A 19,865-nucleotide genomic window follows, 5' to 3' on the forward strand; every position below is an offset into this window, starting at 1 on the left:
ATATACGGTTTTTGTTACTGTAATCTAATTGTTTTACTATAAGGGGTATAAAGGCGATAAAATTCGTTTTTATCTATATGCTTTTTATATATAAGTAGTGGGGTTTTGTGATGGATAAAATATCCGATTTTAAATGTGTTCACAGCAATGCAGACGATATTTCACTTGTTAGTGACGATAATAGTATAAAATTTCCGCAAGCTTATCAAAAAGCCGAAGATATGGCAGAGCTTGCTCTTAAAATAAAAACAGCCGGTAACAGTCCCTTATGCATACTGCCGTTTTGCCATACAATAGAAGCGGAATGCTTCGGTGCGTTTATCAATTTCGGAGACGCCCTGTTTGGCCCCAGAGTAAAAGAGTATAAGGTAAGGAATATAAAGGATTTAGAGATGCTTTTGCCTATAGATTTTACAATGGGAAGAATTGCAGAAGTTATTTCTGCCTGTAAAATGTTAAAGCAGGCAGGGGAAACCGTATGTTTGGAAATAAGCGGCCCCATGACCATACTTAATAATTTAATAGAGCTTAAAGAGGTATTCAAGGCATGGAGAAAAGATAAAGAATACATGTTGAGAATACTTGATTTTTTAAATGGGCAAATGCTTATTTATGCTGATATTGCTAAAAATTATGCAGATATTATATGCTATGCCGATCCCATAGCATCTATTGATATACTAGGCCCCAATATGGCGAAGGAATGGACAGAGTTTTCTACGGTGCCTTTTTTAAAAAAGCTTTTAGACTGTATAAATAATTATTCAGTCATTCAGATTTGCCCGAAAATAACCGTTATGCTGATAGGCTTCGGCTTTGCAAGATATGAGGATTTCTATATACCTGAGCCTATGAAATTTTCAGAAGCCTGTATTAAATATAAGGATATTATAAAAATAACAGGCCAAAACTGCGTGAAAAATAAAGATTATATAGTAGGGGATAAATTTAAAGAAATTATTTTAAACTAGGGCGTGTCTGAAAAGTCCAAAACATAGTCTGTTTTGCCATAGAAATGTGACTTCATCTTCAAAAATATTTGAAACAGTTCTGCTGTTTCTGCATTTTTTCTCAGGATTTTGCTATGCAAAGCTATATTTCCCGTGGCCGGAATTCTTTTTGATTTGACTATTTTAGACACTGCCTAAGGGATTTAATGCTTAAAGAGTCTCTTAGGATAATACTGTATAGATACTTTAATCTTTTGCTTTTTAGAATATAGTAAAATTTCTATAAAGAAGGAACAAAAACCTATTCATTAAAGGCTCAAAAACACGGATTTCCTTCGGAAAGGGTACATTTTTAAGCCTACAGGAATATACGGTCTTGTTACTGTTTAACTTGAAATTTACTATAAAGCAAAACATCGATTTTAATAAGGAGATTTAGATGATAACAGAAAAATCAAGGCTGATATCTGCCATGAATCTTAAAAAAGTGGACAGGCCGCCCTGTATATGTCCCGGCGGAATGATGAATATGGTGACTAAAGGGGTTATGGAAAATTCAAAGATATTTTGGCCTGATGCTCATTTAGACCCAACGCTTATGGCAGAGCTTACAAAAGCAGTTCATGATAATAATTGCTTCGAAAATTACGGAGTACCCTTTTGCATGACGGTTGAAGTAGAAGCAATGGGTGCAGTGGTAGATATGGGTTCTATCAATTATGAGCCTCATGTCATAGGCTATGCCATAGATTCCGTAAGCCATTGGCAGCAGCTTAAAAAACCGGATTGCAATAAAGGGCGCATGAAAGTTGTTCTTGATGCAATAAAAGTTTTAAAAGGATATGGCGGCGATGTGCCGATTATTGCAAATTTAACAGGGCCGGTAAGCATAGCTTCTTCTCTTATGGAGCCTTCCGTATATTATAAGGAGCTTAGAAAAAATAAAGAGCAGGCTCACGAGCTTATGGAGTTTATTTGTGAGCATCTGATAGAGTTTGGCGTTAAGCAAATTGAGGCAGGGGCTGATATTATTGCTATCTCCGACCCCAGCGGCACAGGAGAAATATTAGGCCCTAAGTTTTTTGACGAATTTGTTGTCAGATATATCAATAAAGTTATAAACGGCATTAAAGAAAAAACAGAACGGGCTGAATTTATAGTGCATATCTGCGGACAAATGAAAAAGGTATATACCAATCTTTCTTCCATTGATTGCAATACCATAAGCCTGGATGCCATTGTCAACTTAAAAGAAGCCAAGAAAAATCTTCCGGAAAAAGCCATTATGGGTAATGTAAGCACCTACGCTATAGAATTTAGCACTGCGCCTAAGGTTGCCGATATAACAAGATATTGTATGAGGTCCAGTTCAAGTATCATATCGCCTGCTTGCGGATTGGGAAACAATTCTCCTCTTGCAAATCTTCAGGCTATGCTAAAGACGGTAAAAGAGGAAGGTATTGATGAGTAAGATAACTGTTTTGCCAAGCAATGAAACAATTGAATACCAGCATGGGAAGAGCCTTTTGGATATATTATGCGACAAGGGATTGTTATCGGAAAGCCCTTGCGGCGGCAAAGGCATATGCGGAAAATGCAAAATTGTAGTTGAAGGAGATTTACCGGAAGTTACGCAAACGGAGACTTCAGTGTTAAGCTCACGAGAACAAAAAGAAGGCTATCGTCTAGCCTGCATCGTTTACCCAGAAGGAGATATAAAAGTAAAGCTTGAAAATAAGCATACGACCCATAGGATTCTTACCGGCGGATATATGCCTGATTTTGAACTGAACCCTTTTATAAGGAAGGTTCCTTTTACTCTGGAAAGCCCCAAGATAGGCGAACATATTTCCTATGAGGAAATTTTTCTTAAAAACACCGGCGCTTTAGAAATAGAATACAACGCCCTTAAAGTTCTTCCTACAGAGCAAGGTGAATATACTTTGGTACTTGCAGGAAATAAAATAATTCACATTGAAGCAGGGGATACCTCTAATAAGCGCTATGGCATCGCGATTGATATAGGCACAACTACAGTTGTCGCCTCTTTAATAGATATGAATACAGGTGAGGAACTGGCCAGCGAATCAAGTATAAACACCCAAAAGCAATATGGCTTAGATGTGATAACAAGAATTACATATGTCCTTGAAAATCCTCTTGAGGGATTGAAAAATCTGCAAAATAATATTGTTCATTGCCTCAATAAGATGGTTGAGCTTCTCTGCGTCAAAACCCATATAGATAAGAAGAATATATATGAGGCAGCCGTTGCCGCAAATAATACCATGCTTCATCTGCTCCTTGGGGTTCAGCCGGATTCCATAGGCTGCTCTCCCTTTGCGCCTGTATTTAACGGTGCAAAATACATAAAGGCATCTTTGGCAGGATTAGAACTGCCTGAATACGCAATGCTCTACTGCCTTCCGTCCGTATCATCTTATATAGGTTCGGATATCGTTGCCGGGGCTTATGTAAGTCAAATTTATAAAAAGCAGGGAAATGTACTTTTTATTGATATAGGGACAAACGGAGAAATACTGTTTTCTTCAAATGGAAAAATAGTATCCTGCTCATGTGCGGCAGGCCCGGCGTTAGAAGGCATGAATATAAGCAGCGGCATGAGAGCGGCCGACGGAGCCATAGAGGAAATATCCTTGAAACAAGGAAAGTCAGATATAAAGGTTATAGGAAATAAAGAGCCTGAGGGGATTTGCGGAAGCGGTATAATGGCCGCTTTGCGGGAATTGATACAGGAAGGCTTTATCAGAAAAGACGGTGCAATTTATAAGGAAAAGGATTTAAACGAGAAACAGCTTCCTATGCTGTGGCAGGAAGGAAAGAACAAAGGCATTATTTTATATGAGAAAAATGAAAATAAAATTATTATTACCCAGAAGGATATAAGACAGGTTCAACTGGCAAAAGGCGCAATACTTTCAGGGTTTTATGCGCTTCTTGATAATATGGGCGTTTCTATGGAGGGGCTTGATGAAATATTGATTGCCGGGCAATTCGGTTCTCATCTTACAGCCGATAGCCTTATAGGAAGCGGTATTTTGCCTCTGGGAACGGAAAATAAAATTTCATACATCGGAAATACGTCAAAAGCCGGTGCCCAAGTTGCTCTCCTTAGCGCTGAAGCAAGATTGGAAATGGAAAAGCTTGCTTCCTACATAGATTATATTGAACTAAGCGCCATGGAGGATTATGAGAAGCTGTTTATAAAATGTCTTGAGTTTCCAGAAAAAAAGGGGGAATGAAATGGTTGAATTTATATTAATAACAGGCTTTCTCGGTTCAGGTAAAACCACACTCTTAAATAAAATACTTCCTTGTTTTCTAAAAAACAAGAAGACAGCTATTATAGAAAATGATTTCGGAGACACTTCCATAGACAGCATTATTTTAAATTCCTATGGGCTGCCGATAAAAGAGCTTTCATCGGGCTGTATATGCTGTTCTCTTTCCAGTGACCTTGTAAAATTATGCGAGGATTTAATAAATTCAGAATCTCCTCAGTTGGTTTTAATTGAGCCATCGGGATTAGGAAAGACAAGCGATATAATAAATTCACTGTTTCCCCTGATAGAAAAAGGTAAAATACAAATTTCTAATATTATAAATTTGGTGGACTGCGCGAATTTCTGGGATTACATAGAAGATTTTGGTGACTTTTTCGGAAACCAAATAGAATCTGCGTCAAAATTGGTGCTATCCCATACAGAAGGCCTAAATGATAAAAGTATAAAAAAGATAAAAGAATATCTCCGGCAAATAAATGATGCTCCTTGTTTTTCAGAAAACTGGATTTATTTAAGCTCTGAAAAAGTATATGGGTATTTTAATGATTCTTTAAGCACAATAAAAGAAGAATTATGCGTTTCTTCAGAGCATGCTCACCATCATCATGACCATTCTGCCAATCAATTTATGACTGTAAGCTTAAAAGCCGACGGACTATTTGAAGAGGCAGAAATAAAAAGCATTTTTGAAGAAATAAGCCTTAATGAAAATATGACGCTTTTAAGAGCCAAGGGATTTCTCAAGTCGGCTTCAGATACTGGAAGCTTGCATTTTGATTATCTTCCCGGGCATATTAAAATATCTCCCTCAAAACATGAGGAGAGTATTATTACTTTTATAGGCAGAAATCTTAATAAAGCTCTTTTAGAGGATAAATTTAAAATATGCTGATTTTAGAAAACAGTATACGAAATAACATGAAATCTTTATCGGTTATAGTAAATTTCAGATTAAACAGTAATAAAAATCGTATATTTTGAATGGCTTAAACATAGGGCTTTTATATGTTTAAGCCGTTTATGAAAAATAGATTTTTATTACATCCTTCTGTGAAATTTACTATAAAACTAATAATTTCTGCCATATCAGGCGGGAATTAAGGAAAAATATAAAGCTAAAAAGGCTGATAATCTCATTGAGATTATCAGCCTTTTTAGACAGATTTAGGCTTTTTATATTCTCTGAATCACCCTTTGCGATTTTAGCAAGCTTTAAATAAAACGGTAACAAGAGCCGTATATGGACTATGTTCCAAAATGCAACAGAAACAGAAAAGAACCTTTATTAATTTAGTCTTACTTAGTTCTATATAAGCTTAATAATTTGTATTAAGCTTATCAGCGAAGAAAGACAAGCCCATAGAGGAGCCTGTAATTAATTGAGGAGCAGCCTGTTTGACAAGGAAATAGAAGAGAGAAACAGGCCTGCATGGACTTTGAGAACTCTGGTTGTAAAAGCAGAGGAGGATTTAAAAACATTCCTTGCTAGAATTGTTTCTGCCCCAGTTACGGACGTAGGGAAAGTAATTAATTCTAAGGTTAAGAAACTCTATATATTATAAAGTGAAATTAATACTAAAGAAATTTTGAAATTTCCCCCGATATTTCCATAAGAGAAGCGCTGATGGTTTCTACATAATCATAAGTCATTCTGTTTACAGGGCCGGATATGCTGATTGCCGCTACGATTTTACCTGAACTGTCACTGATTCCGCACGCAACACAGCGGGCGCCTAATTCGCATTCTTCATCATCAATGGCATATCCTTTTTCTCTTACAGATTGTAAATCGGCAATCAAGGCTTCTTTTGTAGTAATTGTATTGGGCGTAAAAACAGCGAGCCCCTTTTCAGCAATTAAACTGTCTATCATTTGTTCATCATAGTTTAGAAGCAAGCATTTGCCAACGCCTGAGCAGTGCAGTGCGGAACGCTTGCCGATATGCTGCATAATTTTAAGCATTCCGTCAGGCCCGTCAACAACATCTATATATAACGCCCCCATGTCATCATCAATTGCCATACATGAAGCTTCTTTGTAATTGTTGGATAATTTTAAAAGGTATGGATGCACAATGTCTCGTATATTAAACCGGGAGGCCACCATAGAGCCAATACGGGCAAATTTTAAAGTTAAGAAGTATTTTTGCGTATGATTTTCCTGAGATACATATCCATATTGCATTAGTGCAGTAATCATTCTCAAAGTTGTGCTTGTGGGCATCTCTACCATTGCGGCAATATCCATCAAACGCATGGGTTCAATAGATTGCGCGAGCACCTCAATAATCTTCAAAGCCTTTCCTACTGACTGGTTATATTTTGTTTCACTGCTGGCCATATAAACACCTCTGATGATTTCATTTATTGAAATTATAATACAATTATTAAAATTTATTGTCAAGAGTTATTGACTTTAAAAAATCAGAATGCTACAATTATTTCATAAAATAAAACTAAATTTCATTAAATGAAATTAGGAGGCGTAATAATGAAAAATTTATTGGACGGCATTCAAAACACATTGTTAATGGGGGCAGGCCCAAGCAGCGTAGCACCTAGTACTTATTATGCTTTGTCCCGCAGTACCCTTGGGCATCTGGATCCATATTTTATTAAAATTATGGACTAAGTAAAAGAAGGTCTTCGTACAATTATGGGTACAAAGAATATGCTTACAGTTCCCATGAGCGGCACGGGTTCAATTGGCATGGAAGCAGCTTTTGTAAACATGGTTGAACATGGGGATAAAGTTCTTGTACTTCAAAATGGGGTATTTGGTCAGAGGATGGTTGATGTAGCTTCCCGTTTGGGCGCTGAGGTTACAGAGCTTGCCTTTGAGTGGGGAACACCTGTAGATATAAATAGGGTAGCTGATAAGCTTAGTAAAGAGGATTATAAAATTGTAGCAGTAGTATACGCAGAAACCTCAACAGGCGTTCGTAACCCTGTGGAAGAAATCGGCAAATTATTAAAGGATAAAGATACATTTTTCCTTGTTGATGCGGTTACAGCCTTGGGCGGTATGCCTGTGGAAGTTGATAAATGGGGTATTGATATTTGTTATTCCGGTTCACAAAAATGCCTTTCCTGTCCTCCGGGAGCTTCACCGATTACATTTTCAGACAGAGCTGTAGAGTTTATTAATAATCGTAAATCCCATGTTCCAAACTGGTATTTGGATATGTCCTTATTGACAAAATATTGGGAAGGAAACACAAGGGTATATCATCATACGCCGCCAATCAATATGTTTTACGGTATTTACCAGGCTATACATAATATATTGGAAGAGGGCATGGAAACAGTTTATAATCGTCACCAGAATGTTCATGAACAGTTAGTAAAAGGCATAGAAGAAATGGGTTGGGAAATGCTTGTTGATAAAGAATACAGACTTCCTATGCTAAATGCCATCGTTGTGCCTGAAGGTATTGATGAGGCCGCTTTAAGAGATAAGCTCCTTAAGGAATACAATACAGAAATCAGCGCCGGCCTCGGCACTTTAAGCGGCAAAATAGTAAGAATCGGTCTTATGGGCTATAATGCTCAGCCTTATAATGTTGAATTTGTCTTGAAAGCCATTAAAGAAATCACTTCTAAATAGTAAATCCTTAAGTATAGAAGAATCTATATTTTACTGGACTGTTGACGAGTAAATCGGGCAGTCCAGTATTTTTATCTCTTTTTTTATTTTCCAGCGAAAAACTTCTTATGAGAGACTGGCCTATTATTTATTATATTGTACCGGCGTTCAAAATAAAAAGGGCAGAGTAAATGTAAATATGTTTTACTTTTATACAGGGGCGAGATGAACAAAAATAATATCCTGTGTAATATATTCCACAGGATGGCTAAATACTGTGCATATAAAGACATAAGGGAGCCTCCGGGGTCAGTATTAATACAAACTGTCAGATTTGATAAAAATTCTTTTCATTCAGCTAAAAATACGATAGGTATTTATCCTTATTTACTAAAAAAGGACTATAGAAGCCCAATATTTGATTCTCCAAAGCATAAATTATCAAATATAGATAATTTGAAAGCAATATAATTATCCTTAATGCGGTATACAACGCTTTATATTTTATTCATAATTAACTTATATCCAAGCGGTTAAAGGCAGCGCATGTTATATTATAAAATGTTTATTAACGCATATCCAATAATAGGAATGGAGGATTCTCATGGTAAAAAGACAGGGAGAGTATCGTAAAGTATATGAGCCTAATCTGAAAGGCGGAGACGGTATCATTGAAATTGAAAATCTCTTTGAACCGGAAGATTTTCACGGTATTGGCAGGCTCTACGGAATCAGTATCATTCACCCAGGCGATTCAATTGGCTGGCACCAGCATATTGGCGAGCAGGAGGCCTATTTTATACTTGAAGGTGAAGCGCTTTACAATGATAACGGTGAAGAAACCATTTTGCGGCCCGGAGATTATGCTATTTGCAGAGACGGTGAGTTTCACGCCATTAAATGTCATGGTGAGAAAACCCTTAAATACATAGCCTTTATTATGTTTACGAATAAAAAATAGGGGGGTCAAGATGGATGTAAGAGTGAAAAACGGAAGAATCGTTGATGCCGACAGGGTCTACCAAGGGGATGTATATATTAAAGATGGTAAAATAGCGGCAATTATGACAGGAGATGAGGTCATTGCCGCGGCAGAAGAAATTGATGCAAAAGGCAATTTTATTTTTCCGGGAGGGATTGATCCTCATGTGCATTTCAATGATCCGGGATATAACTGGCGGGAAACATTTTCAACGGGCTCCAAAGCGGCAGCGGCAGGCGGCATTACTACTATAATTGACATGCCTTTGCAGAATACCCCGAATCTCCTTAACATAAACGCATATAAAAATAAGGCGGAAGCAGTTAAAAATGCTTCTTATATTGATTATTGCTTTTGGGGCGGCTTTGTAAATGATAATATTGCTGATTTTGATGGAATGGCGGATATTGGCGCAAAGCATTTTAAAGCATTTATGAGCAGTGCAGGCTCTGATTATCCGTTTGTAAATAACGGTATCATTAAAAAGGCCATGGAAAAGCTTGCTGGCACTAAACTAATGCTTGGTTTCCACTGTGAGGATTATCATATTATTGCGGAAGAAGAAAAGAAAATTACCCAGGCAGGCAAAAATACCCGAAGAGACTTTTTAGATTCTCGCCCTCTGATAGCAGAGTTCATTGCAACTAAAAATATAATCGATATGGCAGGGTATACAGGTGCGAAGGTGCATATATGCCATGTCAGCCATCCGGAGGTTGCGGAAGAAATACGAAAAGCAAAGCATCAAGGTGTAAAAATAACAGCTGAAACATGCCCCCATTATTTGGTATTTACTGAGGAAGATATGCTTGAAAAAGGAACCCTCTTAAAATGCGCGCCTCCTTTGAGAAATGGGCAGGCAAGAGAGGGCCTCTGGCAATATGTGCTTGACGGCACGTTGGATTGTGTTGTAAGTGACCATTCTCCGGCGTCCTCTGAGGAAAAATTAGACGATGGCGGCAAAAAAAGCATATGGGATGTTTGGAGCGGTATAAGCGGCGTTCAAACCGGTTTTCAGGTAATATTTAACGAGGTGTACCATAAACGGAAGCTGAGTCCCTGTTATGTGGCTAAAATGATGAGCCTTGGAGCGGCAAAGGCATTTGATCTTTATCCTGCAAAAGGGGCAGTGATTCCCGGGGCTGACGGGGATTTAGCTATTGTAGACCCTGAAAAGGAGTGGGAGATTAAAGGTGATAAGCTCCTTTATACCAATAAGATTTCAGGGTTTGAGGGATTAAAGGGAAAAGGCTGCGTCGTAACCTCTATTCTGCGAGGGCAAGTAATTTATCAGAATGAAATAATTGTTGGAAAGCCGGGATACGGCAGGTTAATTCAATAGTAAATAAGAAGCTACTTCACAACAGTATTATAATTGGGTAAAATTAAACCAATGAAAAATTATTTAGTCTTTATAAATAGTTCTCATATTGCTGTAAGGCAAAAAGCAGGCTGCCGATTTGCCGGCGGCCTGCTTTTAACAATATTAAATCAGAAAGGGGATACACTATGATTGATATACTTCTGATAAACGGCACGGTTATAACAATGGATAATTCCCGGCGGATTATCGAAAATGGTGCAGTAGCCGTAAAGGGAGACCGCATCCATGAAGTAGGAAGCGCCAAAGAACTGAAAGAAAAATACGAAAAAGGTGCAAAGAAAGTAATCGATTGTTATAAAAAGCTGATACTGCCCGGATTTATCGATACCCATTCTCATGCAGGCCATTGTATGTTCAAATCTTTGGCTTATGATACCTCAAGCTATTGGATGCCTATTATGATGGAACTCTATCATCATAATACAACCGATGAATTTTGGTATAAAGATGGCAAGCTTGCGGCCCTTGAGCGCCTTAAGTTTGGCGTAACCTGCGGCGTAAGCATGATAAGTAATGCTCAAAGAAGTGACAATGCGGTGTTTCCCGTAAACCATGGCAAAGGCTACGCAGAAGTAGGCGTACGAGAGGTTTTAGCTGTAGGGCCGTCAAATCCGCCTTTTCCAAGGCCTTTTTCAAGGCTTCTAAACGGCAAGTGGATTAAAACGGAATATACTTTTGACGAGCTTATGGACGGAACAGAAGAAACCATAAAACAGGCTAACCATATGGCTGATGATTTAATACGGGTTTTTGTAGCGCCCTTCGTTATGGTTACTTCCGTGAATCAATCAAATCAGACGGCGCCTGATGTTGCCGCAAATCTCTCTAAACACGACAGGTATATGACAGCAAAAGTTCGGGAGATGGCAAAAAAATACAATACACGGATTCATACAGAAGCTTTCGGCGGCATGATTCGCCTTGCGGCGACAGATGAAAATGCCCTTTTAGGCCCAGATGTACACGTTCAGCACTGCAGGGGCATCTCAACGGACGAAATAAGGATACTTGCCGAAACAAAAACCCATGTTTCAAGCTCTCCGTCTGCTGCTCAGATATTTAACCGCTGTCCTGTGCCGGAGCTCATGGAGTTTGGCGCCAATGTTGCTATTTCCACAGACGGTACTTCGCCCGGTGTTTCCTTCGATATGCTCATAGCCGCAAAGAATACCCGCATGCTTCATCAGGGCTTTTTACATAATACCTATTATCTGCCGCAGGGAAAGCTTTTGGAAATGATAACCATAGACGCAGCCAAGGCCATCGGCTGGGACGATGAGCTGGGCTCTATTGAGGTAGGTAAAAAAGCGGACATCATAACAGTCAATATGAATCAGCCCCATTTGACACCGGATTTTATGCCGGTGCATAAGCTTTTGATTTTTGGTACGGGGCAGGATGTTGATAATACGATTATTAATGGAAAGCTTTTAATGGAAAACCGCAAAGTATTATCCGTTGATGAATTTGATGTGATAAAAGAGGCTGAAGAAGAATCCCTTGCGACAATTGACAGAGCAGGAGCAAGAAAATATATGGAGCCCTGCGATACTTTTTGGGGGAATACCAGAGCGTATGTGAACGAGAACCGTTATGAGCCGGTTGAATAGGGAGGAAAGGCAATGAAAACAAAAGTTACGGGAAAATATGTCATAGGTTACGATGGAAATGATCATGCAGTATATGAAAATGGATGTGTTGTATATGAAGGCGATACAATTATTTTCGCCGGTAAAAATTATGACGGTGACTTTGACGAGCTGATAGAAGGCGGAAACGCAATCATAAGCCCGGGATTTATTGATTTGGACGCGCTGGGAGACATTGACCATGCTTTAATATTTTCTGAAATAAATCCTGATAATAAAAAGCATTTGTACTGGTGTGAAGAGTATTTTAATAACCGCAGAGAAAATATGACCGTTGAAGAAGAAGCTTTTAAATCCCTTTATGCTTATAGCCAGCTGATTATGCACGGTGTGACTACGGCAATGCCTATTACAAGCGTATACTATAAAAAGTGCGGCGAGACCTATGAGGAGGCTGTAGCTGCCGCCCATCATGCAGGAAATCTGGGCCTGAGGGTTTATTTAGGCCCCAGCTATATTTCAAACATGACGGTTACAAACCCCGATGGTTCTTTAAGAATCGAACAGATGGATAATGACGGCATGGCAGGGCTTGAGAGGGCAAAGGAGTTTGCCTTTAAGTTTGCAGGCGCTTATGAGGGGCTTATCAATGCCGTCATGGTTCCCGAAAGAATAGAGCTGCAAACGGAAGAAGTTATATTAAAAACCAAAGAATTTGCCAGAGAAATGGACTGCCCCGTACGCCTTCACGCTGCCCAGGGTGAATTTGAATATAATACGATTCAGAAGAAGTACGGCAAAAGCACCATCGAATATCTGCAAAGCCTTAATTTCCTTGATGACAGAACGCTCATTCCCCATGCCATATGGGCATCGGGATATTCAAAAATGGAAGACAAAAGCGACAGGGATTTGGATATTCTCGTAGAAACAGGCGCATCGGTTATCCATTGCCCTCTTGTGTATTCAAGAGGAGGCACGGTGCTTGAGTCTTTCGGCCGATACATACGAAAAGGGGTTAAAATGTCCATGGGTACGGATACTTTTCCACCGGACATCATTCAGAATATCCGTATGGGAAGCGCCTATGCCCAGCATAAAGATAATAACAGGAAAGAAAACAGCTACGGCGAATTTTACAGGGCGGCAACTCTTGGCGGTGCCAAAGCCCTTAAGCGAGACGACCTTGGACGCTTATGTGAAGGAGCGAAAGCCGATATTATTATCATTGATTTATCAGGCTATCATATAGGCGCTGTTGATGACCCCATACGTACTATGGGCATGTGCGCTGCAGGAAGGGACGTTGTAACAAGCATAATTAACGGCAGAGTCGTTATGAAAAACAGAGTGATTCCCGGGTTCGATTATGAAACTGCACAGGTGAAAGCGCAGCAATATTATGATAAAATGAAAAAGGATTATTTAATGCGAAGCGGCAATAAAATTAAGCCGGATGAAATGTTTCCGCCTACATTTAAAACCTGTTAAATGCAGGTCTTGAATATTTTCCATAAAATAATGGGGCGGCGGTTTGGCAGATAAAAACAAGAGGTGTGCTATGGAAATAACTATTAGGGATATCATGAAAATGCGATGTATGAAAGATGCAAAGCTAATTTCAGGTGCCAAAGGCTTTAACCGGATAGTAAGCGGGGTTACTATTATAGAAGCTCCGGATATTCTGGATTTTGTTAAGGGCGGCGAGTTACTTTTGACGAGCTTTTATTCTTTTACGGAAATGAGCGATGAAAAACTTGAAAAACTGATAGAAGGTCTTTCAAAGAAATCTGCAGGATTGATTATAAAACTAAACCGTATATCGGAAGTTCCCAGTGTTATTATGGATGCAGCTGACAAACATGATTTTCCTGTTATACAGGTGCCGAAATCCGTTGCCCATGTGGATATAATGTATCCGATACTTCTTGAAATATTCGATAATCAGGCGTATAAGCTGAATTTCTATAAAGAAGTACATAAGAAGTTGAACGCATTGGCCCTTACGGAACCGTCCATGGATACTATCATAAAAAATCTTGGCGATATTTTAAAGCATCCGGTTACACTATATGATAAGTACATGCGTAAAACCGTCGTTTCCCATCAGGACTATGGTGACTTTATTGTAATTGAGCCTCTTGAGAAAAATCATGAAAAGGCCGCTTTTCGATACTTTCGCCAGTATGTAAGTTATTATGATGGCGGCAAAGCTGAAAATCAAACCCTTGTACCAATTGAAAGCGTTAACAACCTTATGGTATATCTTGGCATAGCGGAAGGCGATGAAGGCCTTACAGAGCTTGATTTTATTTCAATTGAAAATGCAATTACAATAATAAGCCTTGAGCTTATCCGCCAGCACACCGTATTGGAAGTAGAAAGAAAGTTCAAGATTGATTTGATTTCGGAACTTTTAAACGGAACAAATTTACCGAGGGAAGCTATTTATGAAAGGGCAAACCTTATAGGCTGGAAAATCTTGAAGCATTATGCCGTAGTAAAAATTGAAGCCGTTATGGATCCGTCAAAAAAAAGCTTTTACAGTAATGATGAATATATGGCCGATATTGAAAATCTTCAGCCGACTGTGCTTGAAAATTTAAGTAATATGCTGCCAAAAAGCATTACTAAGTCTGATAATAATATATTTACCATATTGTGGCCCATTGAGGATTGTGCCGGAGAGAACTACCTGCCTCAGATAAAAGACACTCTTGAAAAGCTGGAGCAGAATATACGCATAAAGACGCAATGTTCATACATAAACGCTGGGATAGGTAAAATTACTAATGATGTTAAGGAACTTGCCAAAAGTCAGTTTGAAGCAGAGGATGCGCTGAAATTCGGAAAAATTGCATTTGGGGAAAATAAATACGTAAGCTTTACGGAGCTTGGGGCCTACAGATTTTTATGCAGTTTTCCAGACCTTGACAGGCTCGGTGATTTTATGTCGGATAAGCTTAAGATATTGCTGGAATATGAGAAAAGTCATAACGGCCAACTGCTGGAAACACTGGAAATGTTTTTAAGGTGCAATCTAAATGCAAGCCGTACTGCGAAGGAAATGTATATCCATCACAAGTCCGTAGTGTACAGGCTGGAGAGAATAAAAACAATAGCAGGAATTGATTTTAACAGCAGCGAGGATGTATTGGACATTCAGCTTAGCTTAAGGATACATCATTTTTTGAATGTGAGAATGAAAAGCCTTTAAAGTATACATCTGTTTTAAATAAAACAAGGTTCGAGACTAAAAAATGTATAAAGACCTGAATTTACCTATCCATGCTCAAATGATGTTAGAGTTATAATTTTTGTGCCGGGTATAAGGGGCATCAGCTACAGTCCCATACAGTCTCCAGAAAAATATAAGAAGATGTATATATATAAGATACTGAGGTTTTGAAGGCGGCTATTTATAAGCTGCGATTAATTAATTACAGGCTAGGCTGGGTGAAAACATGAATTCAGCAGAAATCACCACTGATAAAGTATCTTGGTAGATTCGGTTCTGGCGCTGTTTATTACCGGATTTATATGGGATTAAACTAGGGTATTTCTGAAAGCCCCAAATTCTGGTCTGTTTTGTCATAAAAATGTGACTTTATCATCGAAAATCCTCAAAATGCGCTGTGCAGTTTTGACGTAAAATATCAAAATCTTACCCTCAACGTTTTTGCATAAAGAAAAATGCAAAGGCATGCTATTTCTCTGGTTTTCTCATAAAATTCACATTTTCTTGTAAAGTATTCATCGGTTTTCCAGGTTTTAGAAACTGCTTAATTCAAAAGTAATATTCTTTTAATTATAGGCGCTGTAATATTTTTTTGCGTGAATATCAAAATGAAAAGAATAAAGAAAAATAAAAAATGAAAGAGGTGTATATAAATGGGGTATAGAAACAATGAGCTGGGCTATCCCAAAGATATACTTTCAACAAGAGCTGTCATTAAGAAAGGGAATTTTGCTCTTATACCGCCAAATGGTCTTGTGAAAAATGTTATTCCCGGATTTGAAGGCTGTGATATTACAATACTTTCATCCCCTAAATTAGGAGCGTCTTTTGTTGACTATCTAATTACTATGGGAAAAGACGGCAGAACCAGTAAAGGCTTTGGCGGCGGCGGCATTGAAACATTTGCCTATGTTATTCATGGGAAAGTGTCCGCCACGGCAGGAGGTACGGAATATATCATGTCAAAAGGCGGATATATTTATTGCCCATCAACAGAAGAGCTGAATCTTAAAAATATGAATGGTCAGGAAAGTGAAATTTTTCTTTATAAGAGACGCTATATCCCTGCGGAAGGTTATACGCCGGAAATTGTATGCAAAAATATCGACGAAATAGCGCCGGTTAATTACGAGGACATGGATGATGTACTGTTTTATAACCTTTTGCCCAAGGATTTGGCATATGATATGAATTTCCATATTCTTTCATTTAAGCCGGGAGCCTCTCATGGCTATATTGAAACTCATGTTCAGGAACATGGTGCATATATACTTACGGGAGAAGGCATGTATAATCTTGATAATAACTGGATGCCGGTTAAAAAAGGGGATTATATTTTTATGGGCGCCTATTCTTTGCAGGCCGCATACGCAATCGGGCGGGAAGAAAGCTTCTCATATATTTATTCAAAAGACTGCAACAGAGATGAGCTGATTTAAGGGAAGGCTATAAATGCTTTCAAACCGTAATAAAAAAATTTCTATCAAGATTCCATTTTTTTTATGGTATTAAGTAACAAGCTGAAATTTCCTTAATAATAACGATGGCAGCGGCAAAAACTGTTATGGACGGGGCAAGAACCATAGCCTCAGGCACTGTTGTTACAGCTATGTGCAGAAAGGGGAAAGTTTCGGAATACGTATCAGCGAAATAGGTGAGTGATGAGTGGTTTACGGCCTCTGTAATACACCGGATGGACAGGCTATTCAAGTGATGATGCCAATCCTGATATAGGCGACAGCGCCATTACAGAAACTTGGCGTTGGAGGAATGGCAATGATTGCCGCCTGGCGGTAACTCGTTTTGCAGGTGTCGGCGGACTAAATACCAGTCATAAAATGAGGGAAATAGGTATAGGCCATAGCCCTAATTTCTCTATTCCAACATGGAACTTTAAAGGAATATGCTTAGAAATTGATTCGAGGCCTGCTGCGGAGAAGATAATTTTCATTATTAACGCAGGAATCAGTCAAATTGGTGCCGAAATCATAAGGCCGCCAATAGCTTATTTTGAAAAGGCCGTTGATGCGTATGCATTGAAGCTTGGTATAGTGAGGAATAAAGTCTCTATGATATATTTTTGGCATCATATATAACAAAGCAGCTTTAAATTCTAAATGCAAAGATGCAAACAAAAGATGAGCTGCACCAGTTTGGTGCAGCTCATCTTTTGCTGTAATAATATTGAAAAGAGATTTTCAGATATATTGATCCCTTAATCTTTCCCCAAGCCCTCAATTAGGAGTAATAATATTGAAAAGAGATTTTCAGATATATTGGGATATTGTTTATGGCTTGAATAAAAAATTTAGATTGATACCGGAAAGGCAGGCTTTCTCGAAACAGACCAGTTTGGGATTTGAATAAAAAATGTTAATAACACTGCATTTTACATAATAAGTACATGGTTTTAACATCGGCAGTATATAATAAGGGCGCAGAAAGTTATACCTTAACGGAATGGAGGATTATTATGAAAAGAATTATGATTGTTGACGATTCTCTTATTATGCGAATAAACTTGAAAAAAATTTTTGAGAAACAAGGTCATCAGGTTGTCGCAGAAGCGTCTAACGGTCAGGAGGCTGTTGAGAAATATATGAGCGCTCACCCGGATTTGGTAACCATGGATATCACCATGCCGCAACTTGACGGAATATCTGCTTTGCAAAAAATCCATACGCTGGATAAAAATGCATGTGTTGTTATGATTTCCGCCCTAGGTCAGGAAATAAAAATTATTGAAGCAATAAACAAAGGCGCCAAGCATTATATCATTAAGCCCTTTAAGGAAGATACTGTCGTGAATATCATCAACACTGTTCTTGATGCCGAAGCGGGGGAGCGCGAAAATGCCTATGATGCAGGATAGTAACTTTAACGTGTTTGACAGCGAAAGCGGCCTGGAGCAGTTTGTCATACAAACACCGACTGTGGAATCTTCCGCTTATGGAGAAACTGTTAAAGCATTGTTTGAAGATAACAGCGACGCCGAAGGCGTTGTGATTACAGAGAACGGTTCTCCGGTGGGGCTTGTGATGCGGGCAGACTTTTTTCAGAAAATGGGAACATACTATGGGAATTCCCTTTATATGAAACGCCCCGCCAGCCTTTTGATGGATACGGATATTATGAAAGCCGATGTAAATGACAGTATATCCAGAGTCAGCATTCAAGCTATGCACCGGGAGCAGAGCAAATTATATGATTACATAATTGTTTACAAAAATAATGCCTATATAGGGGTTGTCAGTATCCAGCTGTTTCTGATTGAGCTTTCTAAACGGAACGAAGCACAGATTAGCGTTTTAAAAAATCAGCAGCAAAAACTGATGACTGCCCATGAGCAGGAAAAGTTAATACGGCAAAACCTTGAATATCAGTCAGCTGCCGTAAGAAACTTGCTTGATCATGCGGATCAGGGCTTTTTATGGTTCGGCAGGGATTTAATTATAAAAAATGAATTTAGTTATAAATGTGTAAGCATCTTTGGCCAGAGTATCGGTATGCTTGCATATATAAATTTAGTAACACCTTATTTCGGTGACGATGCGAGGAGTATCTTTCAAATAGCCTTCGAGAGCTATTTTAAGAATAATTCTCCCGTAACGGATAATGTATATTTAATGCTTTTGCCGGCTGATTGTATCATCAACGGTAAAAATATCCGCTTTGAATATCGCCGAATAGAAAGCGACGGGCAAAAAGCCGTTATGGTTATATTAAATGATATTACGGAAAAAATTAATCTGGAAAGAGCCATGGCTAACGATCAAAATAAACAGCGGCTTTTAATAAAAGCCTTTAGCCGTCAAGGTCAGATAAAACAGATGCTGGATGAATTCCGTGAGATTTTTTCCGGCGGATACCGCAGTTATTTCAATGATACTGATTGTTTTTCAGACAATCTGAATGAACTGTTCCGTGCTGTTCATACATTCAAAGGGGACTTTGCGCAATACGGGTTTATCTCTGCATCGGATAAGCTGCATGAATTTGAAGACGCCTTGCTGCAGCTCATCAATAAAGGAAAGGATATCACCATATCCCATGTAGAGCATGTTATGGCAGACTGCGACCCGGAAAAAATATTAAAAGACGATTTGAATATTATTTATGAGGTTATGGGAAGCTCTTATTTTGATGGAAGCGAAATTATTTCTTTCCCAAAAGCTAAGCTTACGGAAATAGAAGACAGGGTTCGCTCAGCTGAAGGTTCTCTTACCCCAACGGCTGTAATCGGGCTCATCGAAGAACTAAAGTGGAAGAATATTAAGATCTTTTTGGAGCAATACCGGGACTATTTGCAGTATCTGGCAAATCGTGTTATGAAGAATATGCCCTTTTATCTGGTTGAGGGAGACGACATTGCCATCAATGAAGAACAGTATAATGACTTCTTAAAAACACTCGTTCATATTTTCCGCAATGCTATGGACCACGGAATTGAAACGGACGAGGAGCGCCTTTCCTGCGGCAAGGACGAGAGAGGGCTTGTGGAATGCCGCATTTCTCGATTAGATGCTCAATGGTTCACCCTTACCATATCGGATGACGGACGGGGTCTCGATTTAAACAAAATAAAAGAAAAAGCATTGCAAAACGGCCTATATACCAGTGAAGCGTTGGAAAAGATGTCCAAAAACGAAATTTGCAATCTGATTTTTGCCGACCATTTTTCCACAAAGGCCTGTACAGATTCCCTTTCCGGCAGGGGGTTGGGAATGGCGGCAATCCAAAAAGCATGCATAAGCCTTGGAGGTACACTGGAAGTTTTAACGGAAGAAAACAAGGGTACGTCTTTCCTGTTCAGACTGCCTTATATCGCTTAA

18 protein-coding genes and 1 pseudogene are annotated in these 19,865 nt (G+C 38.8%); 18 read left to right on the plus strand and 1 reads right to left on the minus strand.

Features of this window, described 5'->3' with window-relative positions:
* Positions 1-110: 110 nt before the first annotated feature.
* The 5 genes from NBX03_RS06310 (at position 111) to NBX03_RS06330 (ending at position 5,817) form a co-directional block, all read left to right on the plus strand.
* A complete protein-coding gene (locus NBX03_RS06310) occupies positions 111-971 on the plus strand; it encodes a uroporphyrinogen decarboxylase family protein (protein WP_250229905.1) in 861 nt (286 codons plus the stop codon).
* A gap of 418 nt (positions 972-1,389) precedes the next feature.
* Positions 1,390-2,421: a uroporphyrinogen decarboxylase family protein gene (locus NBX03_RS06315; RefSeq protein WP_250229906.1), complete on the plus strand. Its 1,032-nt coding sequence runs from the start codon at positions 1,390-1,392 to the stop codon at positions 2,419-2,421.
* Positions 2,414-4,213, plus strand: a complete 1,800-nt coding sequence (locus NBX03_RS06320; RefSeq protein ID WP_250229907.1) for an ASKHA domain-containing protein — start codon at positions 2,414-2,416, stop codon at positions 4,211-4,213. The genes NBX03_RS06315 and NBX03_RS06320 overlap by 8 nt, the downstream gene beginning before the upstream one ends.
* Before the next feature lies 1 nt (position 4,214).
* On the plus strand, positions 4,215-5,147 hold the full coding sequence (locus NBX03_RS06325) for a CobW family GTP-binding protein (protein WP_250229908.1): 933 nt from the start codon (positions 4,215-4,217) through the stop codon (positions 5,145-5,147).
* 487 nt (positions 5,148-5,634) lie between these two features.
* Entirely contained in the window at positions 5,635-5,817 is a 183-nt protein-coding gene (locus NBX03_RS06330; protein ID WP_250229909.1) for a hypothetical protein, read from the plus strand.
* A 13-nt stretch (positions 5,818-5,830) separates the two neighbouring features.
* On the opposite strand, the gene NBX03_RS06335 is transcribed toward NBX03_RS06330, so the two are convergent.
* Positions 5,831-6,595 carry an IclR family transcriptional regulator gene (locus NBX03_RS06335; protein ID WP_250229910.1) on the minus strand — a complete coding sequence of 255 codons (765 nt, stop codon included), beginning with the start codon at positions 6,593-6,595 and terminating at the stop codon, positions 5,831-5,833.
* Between the two features lie 150 nt (positions 6,596-6,745).
* Between NBX03_RS06335 and NBX03_RS06340 the strand changes: the two genes are divergently transcribed.
* From NBX03_RS06340 to NBX03_RS06400, 13 genes and pseudogenes are all read left to right on the plus strand, one after another.
* Positions 6,746-6,886 (plus strand): hypothetical protein, encoded by a 141-nt coding sequence (locus tag NBX03_RS06340; RefSeq protein ID WP_250229911.1) that lies wholly within the window; start codon positions 6,746-6,748, stop codon positions 6,884-6,886.
* Between the two features lie 18 nt (positions 6,887-6,904).
* Positions 6,905-7,861: pseudogene (locus NBX03_RS06345) on the plus strand (pyridoxal-phosphate-dependent aminotransferase family protein); the annotation flags it as partial.
* Between the two features lie 204 nt (positions 7,862-8,065).
* Positions 8,066-8,311, plus strand: coding sequence for a hypothetical protein (locus NBX03_RS06350; RefSeq protein WP_250229913.1), 246 nt, complete (start codon positions 8,066-8,068; stop codon positions 8,309-8,311).
* 133 nt (positions 8,312-8,444) lie between these two features.
* Positions 8,445-8,801 (plus strand): cupin domain-containing protein, encoded by a 357-nt coding sequence (locus NBX03_RS06355; protein WP_250229914.1) that lies wholly within the window; start codon positions 8,445-8,447, stop codon positions 8,799-8,801.
* A 10-nt stretch (positions 8,802-8,811) separates the two neighbouring features.
* Positions 8,812-10,164 carry an allantoinase AllB gene (gene allB, locus NBX03_RS06360; protein WP_250229915.1) on the plus strand — a complete coding sequence of 451 codons (1,353 nt, stop codon included), beginning with the start codon at positions 8,812-8,814 and terminating at the stop codon, positions 10,162-10,164.
* A 167-nt stretch (positions 10,165-10,331) separates the two neighbouring features.
* Positions 10,332-11,816 (plus strand): amidohydrolase family protein, encoded by a 1,485-nt coding sequence (locus NBX03_RS06365; protein WP_250229916.1) that lies wholly within the window; start codon positions 10,332-10,334, stop codon positions 11,814-11,816.
* A gap of 12 nt (positions 11,817-11,828) precedes the next feature.
* The gene (locus NBX03_RS06370) at positions 11,829-13,286 is read left to right on the plus strand and encodes a chlorohydrolase family protein (protein WP_250229917.1); all 1,458 of its coding nucleotides are present in this window, start codon (positions 11,829-11,831) and stop codon (positions 13,284-13,286) included.
* Positions 13,287-13,356: 70 nt separating this feature from the next.
* Positions 13,357-15,012, plus strand: a complete 1,656-nt coding sequence (locus tag NBX03_RS06375) for a PucR family transcriptional regulator (RefSeq protein WP_250229918.1) — start codon at positions 13,357-13,359, stop codon at positions 15,010-15,012.
* A 674-nt stretch (positions 15,013-15,686) separates the two neighbouring features.
* Complete coding sequence (gene allE / locus NBX03_RS06380; RefSeq protein ID WP_250229919.1) at positions 15,687-16,472, plus strand: (S)-ureidoglycine aminohydrolase; 786 nt, start codon at positions 15,687-15,689, stop codon at positions 16,470-16,472.
* 125 nt (positions 16,473-16,597) lie between these two features.
* Complete coding sequence (locus tag NBX03_RS16065) at positions 16,598-16,687, plus strand: hypothetical protein (protein WP_250229920.1); 90 nt, start codon at positions 16,598-16,600, stop codon at positions 16,685-16,687.
* Between the two features lie 184 nt (positions 16,688-16,871).
* Entirely contained in the window at positions 16,872-17,129 is a 258-nt protein-coding gene (locus NBX03_RS06390) for a hypothetical protein (protein ID WP_250229921.1), read from the plus strand.
* Positions 17,130-17,506: 377 nt separating this feature from the next.
* Positions 17,507-17,905 carry a response regulator gene (locus NBX03_RS06395; RefSeq protein ID WP_330638495.1) on the plus strand — a complete coding sequence of 133 codons (399 nt, stop codon included), beginning with the start codon at positions 17,507-17,509 and terminating at the stop codon, positions 17,903-17,905.
* Positions 17,886-19,865 carry an ATP-binding protein gene (locus NBX03_RS06400; protein ID WP_250229922.1) on the plus strand — a complete coding sequence of 660 codons (1,980 nt, stop codon included), beginning with the start codon at positions 17,886-17,888 and terminating at the stop codon, positions 19,863-19,865. The genes NBX03_RS06395 and NBX03_RS06400 overlap by 20 nt, the downstream gene beginning before the upstream one ends.

The organism is Anaeropeptidivorans aminofermentans, from assembly GCF_940670685.1.
Classification (GTDB): Bacteria; Bacillota; Clostridia; order Lachnospirales; family UBA5962; genus Anaeropeptidivorans; species Anaeropeptidivorans aminofermentans.